This is a genomic window from Flagellimonas iocasae, assembly GCF_042682725.1.
Lineage (GTDB): Bacteria > Bacteroidota > Bacteroidia > Flavobacteriales > Flavobacteriaceae > Flagellimonas > Flagellimonas iocasae.
The window spans coordinates 68,141-85,592 of the sequence record NZ_JBHUHU010000003.1 but is presented as its reverse complement, the minus strand read 5'-3'; the positions used below and the strand labels follow the sequence as shown (position 1 = coordinate 85,592).

General features: G+C 41.9%; 16 protein-coding genes and 1 tRNA gene. 9 read left to right on the top strand and 8 right to left on the bottom strand.

The window, feature by feature from the left end; genetic code table 11:
• The first annotated feature begins 97 nt into the window (after positions 1-97).
• From ACFSJE_RS07720 to ACFSJE_RS07710, 3 genes are all read left to right on the top strand, one after another.
• On the top strand, positions 98-1,102 hold the full coding sequence (locus ACFSJE_RS07720; protein ID WP_379830411.1) for a DUF6340 family protein: 1,005 nt from the start codon (positions 98-100) through the stop codon (positions 1,100-1,102).
• 139 nt (positions 1,103-1,241) lie between these two features.
• A complete protein-coding gene (locus ACFSJE_RS07715; RefSeq protein WP_379830410.1) occupies positions 1,242-1,409 on the top strand; it encodes a lmo0937 family membrane protein in 168 nt (55 codons plus the stop codon).
• 281 nt (positions 1,410-1,690) lie between these two features.
• Positions 1,691-2,908 carry an MFS transporter gene (locus ACFSJE_RS07710; protein WP_379830409.1) on the top strand — a complete coding sequence of 406 codons (1,218 nt, stop codon included), beginning with the start codon at positions 1,691-1,693 and terminating at the stop codon, positions 2,906-2,908.
• Positions 2,909-2,921: 13 nt separating this feature from the next.
• On the opposite strand, the gene lhpI is transcribed toward ACFSJE_RS07710, so the two are convergent.
• A complete protein-coding gene (lhpI, locus tag ACFSJE_RS07705) occupies positions 2,922-3,887 on the bottom strand; it encodes a bifunctional Delta(1)-pyrroline-2-carboxylate/Delta(1)-piperideine-2-carboxylate reductase (protein ID WP_379830408.1) in 966 nt (321 codons plus the stop codon).
• Positions 3,888-4,081: 194 nt separating this feature from the next.
• Here lhpI and ACFSJE_RS07700 point away from each other — a divergent pair, with 194 nt between their 5' ends.
• Together ACFSJE_RS07700 and ACFSJE_RS07695 are read left to right on the top strand one after the other, a co-directional pair.
• The gene (locus tag ACFSJE_RS07700; protein WP_379830407.1) at positions 4,082-5,095 is read left to right on the top strand and encodes a redoxin domain-containing protein; all 1,014 of its coding nucleotides are present in this window, start codon (positions 4,082-4,084) and stop codon (positions 5,093-5,095) included.
• Between the two features lie 240 nt (positions 5,096-5,335).
• Positions 5,336-6,094 carry a DUF6090 family protein gene (locus ACFSJE_RS07695; RefSeq protein ID WP_379830406.1) on the top strand — a complete coding sequence of 253 codons (759 nt, stop codon included), beginning with the start codon at positions 5,336-5,338 and terminating at the stop codon, positions 6,092-6,094.
• A 104-nt stretch (positions 6,095-6,198) separates the two neighbouring features.
• On the opposite strand, the gene ACFSJE_RS07690 is transcribed toward ACFSJE_RS07695, so the two are convergent.
• The 3 genes from ACFSJE_RS07690 to ACFSJE_RS07680 all read right to left on the bottom strand — a co-directional run bounded on the left by ACFSJE_RS07690 (position 6,199) and on the right by ACFSJE_RS07680 (position 8,784).
• Positions 6,199-7,110, bottom strand: a complete 912-nt coding sequence (locus ACFSJE_RS07690) for an amidohydrolase family protein (protein ID WP_379830405.1) — start codon at positions 7,108-7,110, stop codon at positions 6,199-6,201.
• A gap of 332 nt (positions 7,111-7,442) precedes the next feature.
• Positions 7,443-7,805 (bottom strand): cupin domain-containing protein, encoded by a 363-nt coding sequence (locus ACFSJE_RS07685; RefSeq protein WP_379830404.1) that lies wholly within the window; start codon positions 7,803-7,805, stop codon positions 7,443-7,445.
• 121 nt (positions 7,806-7,926) lie between these two features.
• Complete coding sequence (locus tag ACFSJE_RS07680; protein WP_379830403.1) at positions 7,927-8,784, bottom strand: helix-turn-helix domain-containing protein; 858 nt, start codon at positions 8,782-8,784, stop codon at positions 7,927-7,929.
• Between the two features lie 370 nt (positions 8,785-9,154).
• Between ACFSJE_RS07680 and ACFSJE_RS07675 the strand changes: the two genes are divergently transcribed.
• Positions 9,155-10,375 carry a DUF3500 domain-containing protein gene (locus tag ACFSJE_RS07675; protein ID WP_379830402.1) on the top strand — a complete coding sequence of 407 codons (1,221 nt, stop codon included), beginning with the start codon at positions 9,155-9,157 and terminating at the stop codon, positions 10,373-10,375.
• Here ACFSJE_RS07675 and ACFSJE_RS07670 read toward each other — a convergent pair.
• Positions 10,363-10,704 (bottom strand): hypothetical protein, encoded by a 342-nt coding sequence (locus tag ACFSJE_RS07670; protein WP_379830401.1) that lies wholly within the window; start codon positions 10,702-10,704, stop codon positions 10,363-10,365. The two genes, ACFSJE_RS07675 and ACFSJE_RS07670, sit on opposite strands and share 13 nt — an antisense overlap.
• Before the next feature lie 54 nt (positions 10,705-10,758).
• Positions 10,759-10,831: transfer RNA gene (locus ACFSJE_RS07665), tRNA-Met, on the bottom strand.
• Positions 10,832-10,945: 114 nt separating this feature from the next.
• On the opposite strand from ACFSJE_RS07665, the gene ACFSJE_RS07660 reads away from it, so the two are divergent.
• Together ACFSJE_RS07660 and era are read left to right on the top strand one after the other, a co-directional pair.
• Entirely contained in the window at positions 10,946-12,310 is a 1,365-nt protein-coding gene (locus ACFSJE_RS07660) for an alanine/glycine:cation symporter family protein (RefSeq protein WP_379830400.1), read from the top strand.
• Positions 12,300-13,181 carry a GTPase Era gene (gene era / locus ACFSJE_RS07655; protein ID WP_379830399.1) on the top strand — a complete coding sequence of 294 codons (882 nt, stop codon included), beginning with the start codon at positions 12,300-12,302 and terminating at the stop codon, positions 13,179-13,181. The genes ACFSJE_RS07660 and era overlap by 11 nt, the downstream gene beginning before the upstream one ends.
• A 4-nt stretch (positions 13,182-13,185) precedes the next feature.
• Here the strand turns inward: era and ACFSJE_RS07650 are convergent, their stop codons facing one another.
• Positions 13,186-13,689: a GTP-binding protein gene (locus tag ACFSJE_RS07650; protein WP_379830398.1), complete on the bottom strand. Its 504-nt coding sequence runs from the start codon at positions 13,687-13,689 to the stop codon at positions 13,186-13,188.
• A gap of 76 nt (positions 13,690-13,765) precedes the next feature.
• Between ACFSJE_RS07650 and der the strand changes: the two genes are divergently transcribed.
• Positions 13,766-15,067 carry a ribosome biogenesis GTPase Der gene (der, locus tag ACFSJE_RS07645; protein ID WP_379830397.1) on the top strand — a complete coding sequence of 434 codons (1,302 nt, stop codon included), beginning with the start codon at positions 13,766-13,768 and terminating at the stop codon, positions 15,065-15,067.
• 3 nt (positions 15,068-15,070) lie between these two features.
• Here der and pbpC read toward each other — a convergent pair whose 3' ends face one another.
• Positions 15,071-17,443 (bottom strand): penicillin-binding protein 1C, encoded by a 2,373-nt coding sequence (gene pbpC, locus ACFSJE_RS07640; protein WP_379830396.1) that lies wholly within the window; start codon positions 17,441-17,443, stop codon positions 15,071-15,073.
• Positions 17,444-17,452: the final 9 nt, after the last annotated feature.

The following is a 17,452-nucleotide window of genomic DNA, read 5'->3' as shown; positions in this document are numbered from 1 at the left end:
TAAAAGGCTTTCATAAACGTTCAAGAGTATGGGAGATGGGAAAACATGTTTTTTGGCATGTTTGTTGTTTTACACTCATTCTCAAATTCTTACTATTATGAAAAAACCTCTACACTTCGCATATTTGTTGCTTTGCATTGGAATGGCTTCATGCGCCAGTTCTGGATATGTTTATTTGGACTATCCCCAAGATCCCCAATTGATTTTACCTGAAGATATTGATGACATTGCCGTGGTCAACCGTTCATTGACCAAGGAAGAAGATGCATCCAATAAAACGTTGGAATCCATAGCCACGGGTGAAATTGCCGGTTCGGATAAATTGGCATCAGATGAAGCCATTAAAGGGATTTTTGATGGGATACAGAACAGGGGTCATTACAGAGTGGTGATTCCGTCCGAAACCAGATTGTATGGTACAGGTACTAGACTTACCCCTGAAATTTTGGACTGGGACACCGTAAATGTCATCTGTGATGAATCCGAAGCCGATGTCCTTTTAGTGCTGGAAACTTTCGATTCCAATTCGGACTTTGTATTCAATACTGCAATGGAGCAGGTGTCTTCCGTGCTTCAAACGGGAAAGGCCAGTGGACGAATTCCAAGACGGGCCCGAGTCAATGTCAGAAGTTATTGGAGACTTTACGATCCAGCAAGCAAAACGATTATTGACCAGTTTCAGCAAACCCATCTTATGGATTATGATTTGATGAATGGAACGCTTCCTTTTACGGCACTGCCCGAAACGGCCTATGATGCCGGACTTCAATACTCCAGTCGATTCTTCCCAAGTTTTTATCGGGTAAGACGTGATATGTACAAGAAAGGTAAAGGTCGAGATAAACGCCTTTTTGATGCGGGCTGGAGAAGAACCGAGGTGGCCAATTGGAAAGAGGCAATCGATATCTGGACTGAGATTGCCAATAATCCATCCAGCAAATCAGCTGGAAGGGCCGCTTACAACATCGCCGTGGCCCATGAGGTATTGGGGAACACGGACCTTGCTTTGGAATGGGCGCAACGTTCCTATCAAGATTATGATGAAAAGATGGCGCGGAACTACGCTAAAGTCTTGTTGCGAAGAAAGCGGTTTGACTATTAATCTTTGAATTTGCATAAAAAACTAAAAAGGCAAGGCTGAGCAACCTTGCCTTTTTGAGTTAATAATTACATGTATCCAATCAATCTGCTGGATTTAGGTAATGTACTTTTATCCTATATAATTGAAAAACCTAGAAATTATGAGAGGAATACTTTGGCTTATAGCAGTGATTTGCATTATTGTATGGGTTTTGGGATTTTTTGGCATTGTAGCCGGAATTGGAACAAGCAGCCTAATACATATACTTTTAGTCATCGCAATTATTGCTGTTTTATATAATATTATTTCGGGACGGAGGCCACTTTAATAACGCCTGCCGAGATGAACAGTACTGTTTTTATCATGTGAGCAGTTGAATAGGGGATGGGGTGGATGATTATTCCCTATATTATATTAAGTGGTTGTCAGGGGTGGCAACCACTTCTTCTTTTTATCAAATCCTAGGAACAAGTGTTTTGGTGCAATGATTTGTTTGGATATCCAACGATGGATAAATACAAATAGAATTATGTAAAAATACTTGCAACCACATCACGCATTACCACGTACCTTTGTCCCATAATAATTTTAGAAATTAAAGACGCACACTTGAGTCAAACTTCAAATTCAACAAATACAAAAGCCTTATTGTCCCTTGCCGTTGGAGGTTTTGGGATTGGTCTAACCGAATTCGTGATCATGGGAATCTTACCCAATATTGCGGATTCTATGGGCATTTCCATACCTAAAGCTGGACATTTTATCGCAATCTACGCCCTCGGTGTAGTGATAGGAGCCCCTTTTATGGCCAAGCTGACCGGAAAACTATCGCCCAAAAAATCCTTGTTGTTTTTGATGATATGGTTCACGGTTTTCAACACACTTTCCGCATTTTCTGGCAACTATTGGGTCATGCTGCTGTTCCGATTTTTATCAGGAATGCCCCATGGTGCATTTTTTGGTATAGGGGCCGTGGTATCTGGCTATTTGGCCAAACCCGGAAAGGCTGCCCAAGCCATGGCCATCATGTTTTCTGGACTTACGGTGGCCAACGTAGTCGGCGTACCTCTTGGAACCTATATTGGACAAGAGTGGCACTGGAGTTTTTCTTTTATTTTGGTGGGAATTGCAGGGATTGCCACCTTGGCCAGTCTTTACTATTGGATGCCAAAACAGTCGCTGGAAGAATCAGATTCCGAAACCAATGAAGGGGGTGAAGCTCCTTCTGGAATACGAAGTAAAAAACTATGGGCTTTAATTGCCTTGACCACCATTGGAACAGGAGGTTTCTTCGCGTGGTACAGCTACATAGCACCGTTGGTCATTAATGTTACCCAATTACCCGAAGCCTATGTAGGTTACGTTATGATTGTTGCAGGATTGGGAATGTTCTTCGGAAATTTTTTAGGAGCTCGGATGGTGGAACTGTTTTCAGCTCAAAAATCCATTGTCATTAGTTTATTGAGCATGACTACCATTCTTTTGGTGAATTCACTTTTAGCCAGTAATAACATTGCTGTTTTTATAGTGAGTTTTATTGTTGGTGTTATTACTTTTTCCTTGGCTGCCCCAATTCAAATATCGATTATCAAAGCCGCAAAAGGAGCTGAAAAGTTAGGTTCCTCCATGAATCAAAGTGCCTTTAACATGGCAAATGCATCAGGGGCTTATTTGGGAGGTCTGCCCATGATTGTTGGACTTCCAGTAACCTATGCAAGTGTGGTTGGGGCCATTTTGGCTTTTACTGGTGCTTGTATTGGAATCGCTATTTTATACGCTCAAAAAGCAGAGAAACGCAAAAAGAGAAAAGAATCTCTTTGTACCTAATTGGTAGGCCTTATTATTGTCCCTTATTCTTGAATAAATTGTAATAATAGGTGGCGGCGGTTAAATCTTCGAGCGCGTGACCCACGGATTTAAAAAATGTGATTTGATCATCATTTTCCCTACCGATGTGTTTTTTAGCAGTCATTTCAAACAAATCGGACTTTACATCTGCTTTCTGAATTACCCCATTTTTCAGGGGAATAACGATATCACCACCTTCTTTAAGGCCCCCTTCAAACGTATCTACAAACACTTCCGATTTCAAAATTGCCTCATCATCCGCCTCGCGCATATCCGTTCTATAGGCTCCGACCAGGTCCAAATGTTGTCCAGGTTTTAGATATTTACCCAATACAAGCGAAGTGCTGGATAGCGTAGCTGAAGAAATCACATCGACTTGGCCAATTTTGTCTTCAATCTGCTTAATTGGTGTAATGGAGAATTTCTCATCTTTTAAAATGGAACAAATGCGCTCTGCCTTCTTAAAATCCCTACCCCAGACATAAACTTGTTCAATGGGCCGAATGCTGGCATGGGCCCGGATTAAATTTGGGGACAAGGCACCAGTGCCAATCATGAGCATGGTTTTGGAATTGGCCCGACTTAAAAACTTGGATGCAAGTGCGGAGGCCGCGGCGGTTCGTTTCACAGTCAAACTTTTGGCTTCCAACAGCGCATTGATACTGCCCTTTAACGCATCCAAATAAATATATATTCCCTGAATTGCTGGCAAATTGAACTGTCCATTTGCAGGACTAACCGTTGCTATCTTAACCCCTGCCTCTTTTCCTGGATTCCATGCGGGCATCAACAATAAAGTGGATTCTTTGCCAACGGGAGGGTTCGGGAAATCGTGGTGATGGCGCATTGGAACCAAAGCTGCTTTCTGTGCAAAAGCGACTTCCAAAGCGTTGATCAAATCAGGGAAATGGGTGTTTTGCTCAATAAAAGCCGCATCAATTTGAATGAGATTCTCCATAAGTTTTAAAGATACCTATTCTGTATGGTACTATTTTACGTGGAACTTCAAAGGAGCAATATCATATCAATATTGGATGATCTCCTATAATTTTACCTAGTGGATGAATTCCAAATGGCTTTGTGCTCTCAGGTGTTACTTTCTTTGAATAGCAAGAAAATTCTTAATTTAAAGTCCTTAAGCAAATTGGCGCCATGAAAACTCTCTTCTCACAAAATCTTGTATTCGCAATCATAGTCACATTGGTCTTCTCCTGTGGCCCAAAAGCAAAGGAGGAGTTCTCGATGGCTGGAAAAACACAGGGTGTTGAAAACGGCACGGTTCTTTATCTTGAGGATACCAAGTCTGAGACAGTTATAGATTCTGCAATTGTGGATAACGATAGTTTCAATTTTAAAACAAAACTTTCAGAATCACCCTTGCAGGTCATTTTAAGAACAAAGGATTTTACAAACTACAGATTTTTATGGTTGGAAGATAACTCTATGACCTTTGATGCAACCCAGGGTGATTTTATGTCAGCTGATGTAACGGGCTCATCCGAAGAAATTTTAAGCCAAGGACTTAGTCGTGAAAGCGAGTCACTTTCCAGAGATGAAAGAACAAAAATGGAGCAGCAGTTTGTAAAGGACCATCCCAATAGTATTCATAGTGCGTATGTGCTCTCGGTATATTCATCGACCTGGGGAAAGGAAAAGTCCCAAGAACTATTTAATGGTTTTTCCCAAGAAAACAAGAATACGGATTATGGAAAAAGTATTGCGAGCTATATTGAGCTGAACAAGAATCCCAGTGTCGGGGAAAGTTATGTCGACTTTGAAATGGAGGACCCAGAAGGTAAACAAAGAAAGTTATCCGATTTTGATGGCAAATTGGTCTTATTGGAGTTTTGGGCTTCCGGTTGTCTCCCCTGCAGACAGGAAAATCCAAATTTGGTCAAAACCTATGAAAAATATAAGCCCAAAGGATTTGAGATTTTTGCCGTATCGCAGGACACAAAACGTAAAAGTTGGTTAAAGGCCATTGAAGATGACCAATTGCCATGGACACAGGTCAGCGATTTAAAGGGTAGGGATAATTCCGCTTGTTTGATTTATGGGATAAGTTTTATCCCAGACAATTTCTTGATAGACCAAAACGGTATCATAATAGAACGTAATATTCGAGGAGAAAGACTCGATGCAAAATTGGAAGAGTTATTTAACTAAAAAGGATTGATGAACCAGTTAAAATAAACGATGTTGGAACATTTACTGGAATTAATAGCAGAGTTTTTCCGAAGTGATACTGAAGCCAGTTATATCGCGGCGGCAATTTTTGTTGTCATTTTGGTAGTTGCAATTATTGTCATAAAATTCAAATAAAAGATTGCAAATCACATCAACATAACTGTTCAAAGTGTTAACCTAATTGTATAAAAACCATATCTTTAGAGAAACCAACCTCCAATGCTCAAGTTCTTTCGAAAAATCCGTCAAAACTTGCTTTCAGAAGGCAAAACGGGAAAGTATTTGAAATATGCTATAGGAGAGATAATTCTTGTTGTTATCGGGATTTTGATAGCCCTTCAGATTAATAATTGGAACGAAAACCGTAAGAACAATCTGCTTGAACAACAGCTTCTCAAGGCATTGCTAATAGAATTCGAAACCAATTTGGTCAACTTGGACCAGGTTATAAAGTTCAATGATTCCAATATAAAAAGCAGTGTTAGTTTAGGCAGATATACCGGGCCTTCACTCCCAGATTTCAATGAAAAGGAACTCTCTGAATTAATGGTGGGCATCTTTAAAATTGAACCCAGATTTACGCCCTCACAAGGCACAGTGATGGAAATCATCAATTCAGGTAAACTCTCTGTATTGTCGGATGCAAAATTGCGCAAAGCCTTATCAGATTGGCAATCTACATTGGAAAGTGTCAAAAGGCAAGAAGACTATGTAGTGGAAAGAAGGGATTTGGGGCATGAATTCTTTTTAAAGGAGGGGAATTTCAGAAGGCACCTCAATATCATCAACGACCCCTTACTGGATGCCAAACCAAGTCGTTTTAAAGACAATGACTTTAAATTCCTTGAAAATGAAGAATTTGAAAGCCAACTCTATTTATTCATTGTGGCATCAGAACATTTAAAGCGGTCTTTTTATTTGCCCCTGAGATCCAAAATAGCTGATATAATTAAATCGATTGAGTCTCAGATTGATTAAATTAAATGAATAATTGGCATCTTCAAAAGTTCCAATAAACAATCTAAATTTTTAATGTTTTTTGCTTAATTGGCGTGGAGGCTCAACATCAATACCTATCCTCCTTAAGAATCCTTAAGCCGAAGAAAACGTGCAGCATTGTTATATAAAATATCCCTCTTTTGTTCTTGGGTCAAAAAAGGAGCATTCTTGATCGCTTCCACCGCTTCCCCTATCTTGTCAGGCCATACCATTTGGTCAGAACCGAACATCAATCGTTTCCCCAGACCGGCATTTATAAGTGTTTCAAGGTAATCATAAAATGCGCTGCGAGGTATCACCCAGGTTATTGTGGATAAATCCGCATAGAGTTGGGGGTATTGATACATCATCGCAATCATGTCATCTTTAAAGGGAAACCCGGCATTTTCGACAAAAAGACGAAGCTTTGGATGCTTCAGAAGCACTTCTTCCAGAAGTAAGGGGCTGCCAGCGGCGGTCCTGAAATTGGGCATATATGGACCAATCCCCAAGGTGTGGATGAGCACGGGAAGGTCCAATTCCTCCGCAAGCTGAAAATAAGGTTCCAGACGTGAGTCATTTGGAGGTATGCCATTCAATTGGGTCCCGATTTCCCCCATGCCCTTAAACTTCCTATCCATATATCTTTGCTCCAATTCTTTGAAATTTGCTTCTGTGGGTTCCATAATGAACGGTGAAGCAATGAAACGTCCCGGTGCATCATTTGACCATTGTAGCACTGCGGATAGGTCAACACCGCTGAGAAAGGCCTTGACGATATTATGGCGTTCCATGGCCCTGAGTGTCTGTTCTTTTAGTTCCGAGGGATTTACCGATTTGCTATCTCCCATACAAGGAGCAGGTCGGCATAACGACATAGTCCCAACGGGCATTTCATGGGGAAGGCCCGTGTGCATGTGCATATCTATAATCGGCAGCTGTTCCTTTGGTTTATCTTGCGGATAAAGGTTCAAACCCAGCAAAAAAATTGAACATAAAGTCAGTAGTTTTTCCATTACATAAACTTTTGATTCTACATCTATGACTTTGTCCCTACATTGCCAATAGGTATAACAGGGAAAAGTCAAGTCCTTATAAATTACAACTTATATTGCACATTATCAACTATTTAGATTGGTTTATCGGATTCAACCAACCAGTTTCGGTCGATGTTAGCAATTGGAAAACCAATGCACAGACCGAATGGAATCCAGTGATTTGCTCAAAAAGGCCTTGATGATACCGTTTATTCAAGGATACCTATTATTGGCCCTTAGGGAACAGCGGTACCATTAAGTAGGATACATTTGTTGACCGCTTTGGATGCAAAATCAACAAGGGACCTAACCTATTGATTCTTTAAATAGACCAGTAAAAATTTAGTGGGTTTGTCCCCGTCATTTGTGGCTGAATGGGTACCTTCTTTGAACCAAATGGCAGCTCCCGCTGGAATTTCAGCTGAAGTTTGTTCGCCCTCTTCGGGAGTGATCAAAACCTTTGCATCCGTTAATGCCACGGTTAGGTGGGCGTCATGATGGTGGTTGCCTATACCACATACATCCTTATTGGGTTCGCCCACATACTCGACCACCTCAACTTTCTCGTTATCGACCAAGACCGACCCACTTCCATCTTCATTATGACCCATTTGGGCAAAGGAAGTGGACATACAGAAAAGGATTAAGGAAAAGACTAATAATGTAATTTTCATGATTAAACGTTTAGAGGTTTTTATTTGATTGTCCTCAAATTTAGATGTTACGCACATCCATGGTTTTTCTAAAACGTTCAATCCTTTTGCTGTACGGTTGATGCAAAGTACCATGCTTCAATCAATTACGGCATTCAGTGGGTGTGATTCCATATTTATCCTTGAATACCCTACAGAAGTGGGAAAGGTTGCTAAAACCATTTTCGAAGGCAATTTCACCTATGGTCTTTTGTGTGGTTTCTATCAATGTTTTGGCACGTTTCAATCTTTTCGATGCAAGCCATCTGCCCGGGGTGACACCATAATATTCCATGAAGTCCCGTTTAAAGGCAGACAAACTCCTGTTGGCAAGATGCGCATATTCCGATAATTTTAGATTGTACATGTAATTGGACTCCATTACCTGCCAAACGGGGGTTTGGTAACCATCTGCCAGACTATTGATATAGGAAAGGATATTTCGATTTTCAGGATTTACAAAAATGTTATACAACAATTCCTTTAGTTTGATTTCAATTATTTCTTCTGGAAGTGACTCTCTTTGGTTAAAATAGGGTATGATGCTCAGGTAACATTCACGTATGCGGTCATTGATACTTATCCGGACCATCATTTCTTTTGGAGTGACAGGCAGTTCGTTCAAGGGTAAATGCCTTCTAAAATCATCGAATATCTTTTTGAGATAATCGTCCTTTAGATAAAATGCCAGTAGCTCCCAGCCTTGGGTATCATCACTCATTTCTTGAAGGAAACCGGCCCTTCTAAAAAGATAGCTGGAATCCTTGTCCACTTTGTACCTCCTATCACCCTGATGGAATATCTTGCCTCCCTTCAATGAAAATACGAACTGGTTGTATGAGGAGTACAGCTGAAGAATTTTTTCCTTTTGAGGACACTTGTAATACAAAAAGAGAATATCCTTAACGGAAAACTGCTGAAAAATATGGGGGTTGGAGGCATGAAGTTTATACAAGTCCATAAAATAATATTTTGTTGAGGTAAGGACCTATTCATAAAAGGCCCTTTTGATTCAATCGATTGGATATCTTGGGGCAAGAAGATGTTATCCCTGCAGACCATTTCGGGTGTTGAATCCAATAATCATTGAATACCAATAAGTTAAAAAAATTTTACTAAAGGATCTTATGATGAATTTTTTGGGCTTGAACATTGGACTATTCAAAAAATGGCAGAAGACTTATTTGGTCAATCGATGTTTTGGTAAGTCAAGGAAAATAGTCCGTTTAAACAATTGCCGTAATAGATTTTCAAATGCATCAATTTTATTGTGAATAGGCGATATTTAGTTGTATTTTACGTGGATATAACTTATTCATAGTAAGTAAAAAATGATGAAAAACTTACTCTTAATACTTCTACTGTTGACTGTGTCCAGTTGCAAGCAAAAAGGGATTTTAAACGAAAATGACAATACCACAGAACGTCTTGAGGAAGAAAATCCTGTAAAAGAACGTTTCGCCAAAATGGAAGCAGAGGCCTTGAAAGAACAGTATTCTGGTATTTTTACCGAAAAAGGCGATTCGACCAAATTATTTCAAATTCGTCCCACTGGGATTTCGACTTTACCGATTCAACAAGCCGCTGAGATATTTTTAAAAAACCTGTCCGCTTCACAAGTAGAACGTACCACATTTACTATTGATGATGAGGAATGGAGGAAATGGTGCAACGTGGACAATGGGATTTATGACAGGCAAGGAGTAAGCCTAAAGGAATTAACGGACAATCAGAAAAAAAATGCTTTAAGTTTAATACAGGAATCTTTAAGCGCAAAGGGGCTACAACTGAGTAAGGACATAATGAAGACCGACCAGACACTTAAAGAGCTCAATAATGGTTCATTGGATTTTGATGAAGAATTATATTTCTTGACCATAATGGGAAAACCTTCAAGTACTGAGCCTTGGGGATGGCAATTGGATGGACACCATTTAGTTATCAACTACTTTATATTAGGAGACCAAGTTGTAATGTCACCTGTATTTATGGGTGGTGAACCCATAATTACCACTTCAGGTAAGTACAAAGGAAATACCATTTTTCAGGATGAACAGAATATGGGATTGGCACTGATGCAGTCCTTAGAGCCAGAACACCAGAAAGAAGCCACTATTACAAAGTTCAAAACTGGCAACAACAATTTGGCTGAAGCCAATAAAGATAATTTAACCCTCAATTATGAAGGTATTCCAGTCTCAAAGTTTTCAGATGAACAAAGGCAAAAACTTATAGACTTAATTTATTTGTACATCAGTAATATTCGAGAGGGCCATGATAAGGTAAAAATGAGGGAAGTGCTGGAACATATTGATGGCACATGGTTTTCTTGGGTCGGAGACATCTCTGAGAATGCCGTTTTTTACTATCGAATCCATAGTCCGGTGGTATTGATTGAATTTGATCATCAAAGAGTCGTTGGTGTACCCAATGCCGATGATGGGAAGCCATCAAGAAACCACATTCATACGGTGGTAAGAACCCCAAACGGCAATGATTATGGTAAAGACTTATTGAGACAACATAAAGAAAGGCATCATCACAACAATTGAGACCAAAGTTTAAATAAACGATAGAGTACGTCCAGGTTGTGTGATGAAAACCCTTTTGGATTATTTTGGTTTCCCTTGGAACCAAAAACATTTTTGAGCAGATAGTCAAGGGCATCCCCGTCAGATAGGATCGGGGGCCTATTGATCCTAAGCTTGACCCGTTCGGGCTCAAAGGGCTTTTCAATCTTCTCCTCTTTTGCCATGGGGAAAAAATCGGATTCAAAACCATAGGAATGGTTCATTAGTAACAGAATCGTCAGGACGCGTTTCATGTCAAAAACGTGTACGGTACCGTGTACTGTCTGTAAAAATAGCGAAACATTGGGCATAAAAAAACGGATTGCTGGTACACAATCCGTTGATTCTTAGCCTTTGGGCCCTTGTAGCGGGAACTGGACTCGAACCAGTGACCTTCGGGTTATGAGCCCGACGAGCTACCTACTGCTCTATCCCGCGATGTGGACGGCAAATATACAACTCTTTTCGGGTCATTTCCAAACTAAATTCAATATTCCTAAAATCAGTTGTTCCAATCCAGCCTAAAATCCATAAATTCGGCTTTTTGACCCTATGGAAGCCATTAACGAATTCATATCCTCCATGCTACCCTACACCGAGTGGCCCATGTTCATATTGCTCATTGGCGGGGGACTTTTTCTTGCATTTTACTCCAAATTTGTGCCCTTTCGGTATTTTGGCCATGCCATTGCCGTGGTTTCGGGTAAATATGACGACAAGAATGCTAAAGGTGATGTAAGTTCTTTCCAGGCCCTTTCCGCAGCGGTTGCTGCAACGGTGGGATTGGGAAATATTTCTGGGGTGGCCATTGCCATCCATGATGGGGGACCAGGGGTGGTATTTTGGATTTGGATGACAGCACTATTGGGAATGGGGATAAAATTTTATTCCGGGAGTTTGGCTATAATGTTTCGCACAACGGACTCAGATGGTAAACTTCAAGGAGGCCCCATGTTTTACATCACCCAAGGAATGGGAAAATGGGCCAAACCTATGGCCATATTTTTTAGTATTTGTGGACTTTTTGGGTTTTTGGGTGTCTTTACCGCCAATCAATTCACCGAAGCTTTTATGGGTGTTGTGGAACCGCACGAAACCTTGTTTGTAACCAGCGAATATAACTGGAAATTGGGCATCGGTTTCTTTTTGGCCATCGTTACCTCTGTTGTGATTTTCGGTGGACTTTCAAAAATAGCGAAGGTGGCATCCGCAATTGTGCCGTTTATGGTAGGGGTTTATCTCATCGCGGTTTTATTTGTGATGGTCAACAACGCATCCGAAGTGCTTCCTGCCCTAAAAATGATATTAGTGGAAGCGTGGAATTTTAACACTATTGTTACCGGTGGATTTTGGGGCTTGGTCATCATTGGGGTACGAAGGGCCATGTTTTCCAACGAAGCGGGTCTGGGCAGTGCACCGATGTACCACGGTCAATCCAGAAATGATGAACCCACCAAGGAAGGATTGGTGGCCATGTTGGGACCTTTTATCGATACCATAATGGTCTGTACATTTACCGCAGTGGTCATTATTTTGAGCGGGGCCTATCTTGAGGACGGTAGTGGTATCACCATGACCATGTCCGCTTTCGAGAAGACCTTGTTTGGCTTTGGCGATACCCTGTTGATGGTCATTGTTACCGCTTTTGCACTCTCCACCCTATTTACGTATTCGTATTATGGGGTAAAGAGTCTTTCTTTCTTGACCACCCCAAAAATTGGCAAATGGTACAATGTTTTCTTCGTAATCATGATTATTTTTGCAGCCGTGGCTTCGCTGCAATTGGTAAAGAATCTGATTGACCTTTCGTACGCGCTTATGGTTATTCCCAACATGATTGCAGTGCTGTATCTTTCACCCAAAGTGAATGAAGCTTCAAAAAAATACCTTCAAAAATTGAAACAAGGTGGCACATAAAGCAGGTTTTGTAAATATTATTGGAAATCCCAACGTGGGTAAATCTACCTTGATGAACGCTTTTGTGGGCGAAAAACTGTCCATTATCACCTCCAAGGCGCAGACCACCCGTCACCGCATTTTGGGAATTGTCAACGGGGATGATTTTCAGGTAATTCTTTCCGATACACCTGGAATCATAAAACCCGCCTATGAGCTTCAAACCTCCATGATGGATTTTGTGAAATCTGCTTTTGAGGATGCAGATGTGCTGCTCTACATGGTGGAAATAGGAGAAAAGGCTCTCAAGGACGAAGCGTTTTTCAAAAAAATTCAGAATAGTAAGATTCCGGTTTTATTACTATTGAATAAGATTGATACTTCGGACCAAGAAACATTGGAAACACAAATGGAGCATTGGCAATCATTGTTGCCCAACGCCGAAATCCATCCCATTTCAGCACTCGAGAACTTTAGTGTAAAAGAGGTGTTCAATCGTATTTTGGAATTATTGCCCGAAGCACCTCCCTACTATCCCAAAGACCAGTTGACAGATAAACCCGAGCGTTTTTTTGTAAATGAGACCATCCGCGAGAAAATCTTACTGCACTACAAAAAGGAAATTCCATATTCCGTTGAGGTGGAGACCGAAGAATTTCTGGAAGATGACGACATTATCCGAATTCGGTCAGTGATCATGGTGGAGCGCGATACCCAAAAGGGAATCATCATCGGCCATAAAGGAAGTGCTTTAAAAAGGGTAGGGGTTGAAGCACGCAAGGATTTGGAAAAATTCTTTGACAAACAAGTACACATCGAACTCTACGTGAAAGTCAACAAAAACTGGCGCAGCAATTCCCAACAACTTCGTCGATTTGGCTACAACGGTTAGCCTGCTATTTCCGCTGAAACCCTGAAATTTTTTGTCGGATAAACGTTTTTAACTGTTCTGTTTGAGGTTTCCCTTTGGCTCTTCCCATGCGACCAAAAGCATAGAGCGCGAACCAAATCACTACTAAAAAGAGCATGCCCACCATCCAAAAGGTGACATCCTTTCCCAACGAATGATTGGAGTAGGCAAAAATACCCAAGATGATAAAAAGGGTGCCCACGCCGAAATGCAGAAACATAAAAAACGTCCAGAGCGTTGGATTGGGACCAAAAACCCCATGGATTTCACTGATTCCCTCTTCAAACGAAGTAAGTTCCAAATGCAGCTGGGGCGACCAAAATGTAATTTCTGAGTTCCTAAACTTAATATAGATATGCTCATCCAACCGTTTGACCACAAAAGATTCTTCATCCGATTGGTCAAAAGCAGCCTTTATTTGGTCAATATCGGTTTTTAAGGCGACCTGAAATCGGGGCCGTAATACAATTTCGTTGGTGAAATCGCTCATAACATATTGAAATAGATGAAAAAAGGTATCATTTTTTCTTCATAATAAATGGTACTTTTGCCAAAAATTAAGGCAGATGGGAGCTATTGTGGCCATTGTGGGGAGACCCAATGTAGGAAAGTCTACATTTTTTAATCGATTGATTCAGCGCCGTGAGGCCATCGTGGATGCCGTGAGCGGTGTTACCCGTGATCGTCACTATGGAAAAAGCGACTGGAACGGCAAGGAATTTTCCTTGATCGATACTGGAGGCTATGTTTTGGGGAGCGATGATGTTTTTGAAAAGGAAATCGATAAGCAGGTAGAGCTCGCCATAGATGAGGCCGATGCCATCATCTTTATGGTGGATGTGGAATCTGGAGTCACCGGAATGGATGAAGATGTGGCCAAGCTTTTGCGAAAAGTGGATAAACCCGTTTTCTTGGCCATCAATAAAGTGGACAATGCCCAAAGAATGGCGGATGCCGTTGAGTTTTATGCCTTGGGATTGGGGGAATACTATACCCTGTCCAGCATTAACGGAAGTGGAACGGGAGATTTGTTGGATGATTTGGTCAAAGTACTTCCTGAAAAGCCAGAAGAAGAGAGTGAACTCCCACGTTTTGCGGTGGTGGGGCGACCCAACGCTGGAAAATCGTCCTTTATCAATGCCTTGATTGGGAAAGATAGATACATTGTGACCGATATTGCAGGTACGACGCGGGATAGTATCGATACCAAGTACAATCAGTTTGGGTTTGAGTTCAACTTGGTGGATACCGCAGGTATCCGACGGAAATCCAAGGTGAAGGAAGATTTGGAATTTTACTCCGTAATGCGTTCCGTGAGGGCGATTGAGCATTGCGATGTCTGTATTTTGATGTTGGATGCCACCCGTGGTTTTGACGGACAAGTGGAAAACATTTTTTGGCTCGCCCAGCGTAACAATAAAGGTATTGTGATTCTGGTCAATAAATGGGATTTGGTGGAGAAGGAAACCAATTCCGTAAAGGAGTACACCGCTAAGATCAAAGAGGCCATTTCGCCTTTTGAGGATGTTCCCATTCTTTTTATTTCGGTGTTGAACAAACAACGTATTTTCAAGGCCATTGAAACCGCAGTGGAGGTCTATAAAAACCGTTCAAAGAAAATCGTAACCCGAAAACTGAACGATATCATGCTTCCCATTATTGAGCATACCCCACCTCCGGCCTACAAGGGAAAATATGTGAAAATCAAGTTTTGTACACAACTACCGACACCCTATCCGCAGTTTGCTTTTTTCTGCAATTTGCCGCAATATGTTCGTGACCCCTACAAGCGCTTTTTGGAGAACAAACTCCGGGAACATTTTGATTTTACCGGGGTGCCCATTACTATTTTTATGCGGAAGAAGTAGCAGTTAATTTTCAGAGGCCCGTCGAACTTCTATTTGTTGTTGCATACGGTTTCCTTCACTGTCCACTACCGTCAAAGTGTATTCCCCGGGTTGAATGTCTAAAAGAAGTTCATGAAAATTCTCGGTTTTACCCACATAGGTTTCATCCAAATACCAATAGACAGTAGCATCAGATTGTTGGTGGGCCAGTTTTAGAATCACATCTGAAATGGTAGTACCTAAATCCTTGGGAAGAAGCACCGCTTCATTTTTCTTTGGATAGATGAATTCCATCCGCTGGTTGTCCAACGAGGAACATCCTTGTAAATACGGTGGTAAGGGTTTGTAATTAGGATTGGAGGAAGCATAATAGTATTCCAAAACCGGAGGCAGCACAAACCAGTTTTTAGCCACCATATTCTCCAGTGGATAGCAATCAGAATTCACCCGAAACTGCTCCGAAGCATCCAAAAACAATTGCTGATGATAGGGGCAAGGCCCACTTCGGGTGCCATGTGTGGGGACGAATTCTTTTTTGGTTGTATCGCAATACACAGAAGCCCGATTCCCACTTTCGGCACAAACCTCCACTTCCACCAAATCATCAAAAGGTTCTTGGAACCAACCACTTTGGGGCAAGGCATCCAACACATCAAAAAGGAGAGGTGCCGCTGCAGTGATTCCCGTTAGCCCAGGTCTTCCTTCACCATCCGCATTTCCGGCCCAGACGCCAATGGCATATTTTGGAGTGACCCCAACGGCCCAAGCATCTTTGAACCCAAAACTGGTACCTGTTTTCCACGCAATGGGCTGGGAAGAATCAAAAAAGTGCCAATTCTCATCTCCTTCGGGGCGATTGACCTCATACATGGATTGAAACGTGCTGTAAATAGCTCCGGCTCCCAAAATAGGAGGGTCAAACTGTTGCGAACCAAACCCAATGGATTCATGTACCAAATAGGTGGGTTCGACAAATTCATTTGGAAAATACGTGCTACTATTGCTCACAAAATGGTTCAAGGTCGATGCCATTCCGGCATAGGTCTGGGTGACTTCCCAAAGGGAACTTTCCGCCCCGCCAAGAATCAAGGAGAGACCGTAATAAGAAGATGGTCTATCCAAGGATTTCAACTGCATTTTGTGGAGCTTGTTGTAGAATTTTTGGAGTCCATATTCACGAAGCAATCGAACCGCAGGAACATTCAGTGAGCGGGAGAGTGCCCGACTCACAGGTACAGCACCCACATGTTTTCTATCAAAATTTTGCGGATTATAACCGTTAATGACAGTGGGGACATCCTCCACCAAACTATGGGGCAATACCTCACCTTCATCCAACAAGGAGGCAAATAAAAAGGGCTTTAACGTGCTCCCTGTACTCCGATTCTTGGTAATGATATCCACATAATTCCCATGCGCTTTCCCCGAAGGGGAATTTCCCACATAACCAAGCACTTTTCGGGATTCCACATCCAAAACCAAGATAGCCATGTTGTGGATTTCATTACTTTTCAACTGCTGATAATGCCGTTCCGCCAACAAATTGAGTTGTTGCTGCAATGGCCTTTGAATGGAAGTGGTTATCCGCTCGCCCGGATGTTCAATCCGAATACGTTCGGTGAGGTGCGGAGCGACATCAGGCAACGGGAAAGGTTTTTGAGGGAGTGGTTCGGCCACCGCCAGCTCGTATGTCGTTTGGTCGATGATGCCTTTTTCCCGCAACTTTTCCAATAGTCGGTTTCGCTTTTCGAGGAATTCTTGTTCATTTCGTCCAGGGAAAATCAAGGCGGGTGCGTTTGGCAATACGGCAAGCGCTGCCGATTGTCCCCAACTGAGTTCATGAGCCGGAATCCCAAAATACCGCCAAGCGGCGGTTTCCAATCCCACCACGTTCCCACCATACGGCGTATGGGAAGCGTAAAGGTTTAGAATCTTTTCTTTGGAGTAGCGCAATTCCAGTCGGGTGGCCATGAAAATCTCAATACATTTCTCCCAATAGGTGCGACTTTGGTTTTTTCTACTGAGGCGAATAACCTGTTGGGTGAGGGTACTGCCACCCCTTCGGGTTTCTTTGGTGAGATTATGTCCAATGGCCTTGATGATGGAAATGGGGTTGAAACCGGGATGCTTGTAAAAATACTCATCCTCAAACATCAAAATACATTGCTCAAATCGGTTGGGGACGGAATCCAATTGGGGAAACCGCCACTGCCCGTCATCGGCAATCCGAGCACCAATCAAGCTGCCGTCAGAAGCGTTTACTACGGTGGAGGTAGGGTCTCCGAACAGATTTTTGGGCAGGCAGAACAACCACAAAACCAAGAGGATGCCCAATACACCCAGCTTGATTTTGTGTTTTGCTGCTTTCTTTTTTACTGGCGACCAAAAATCCTTCATTCACACCTT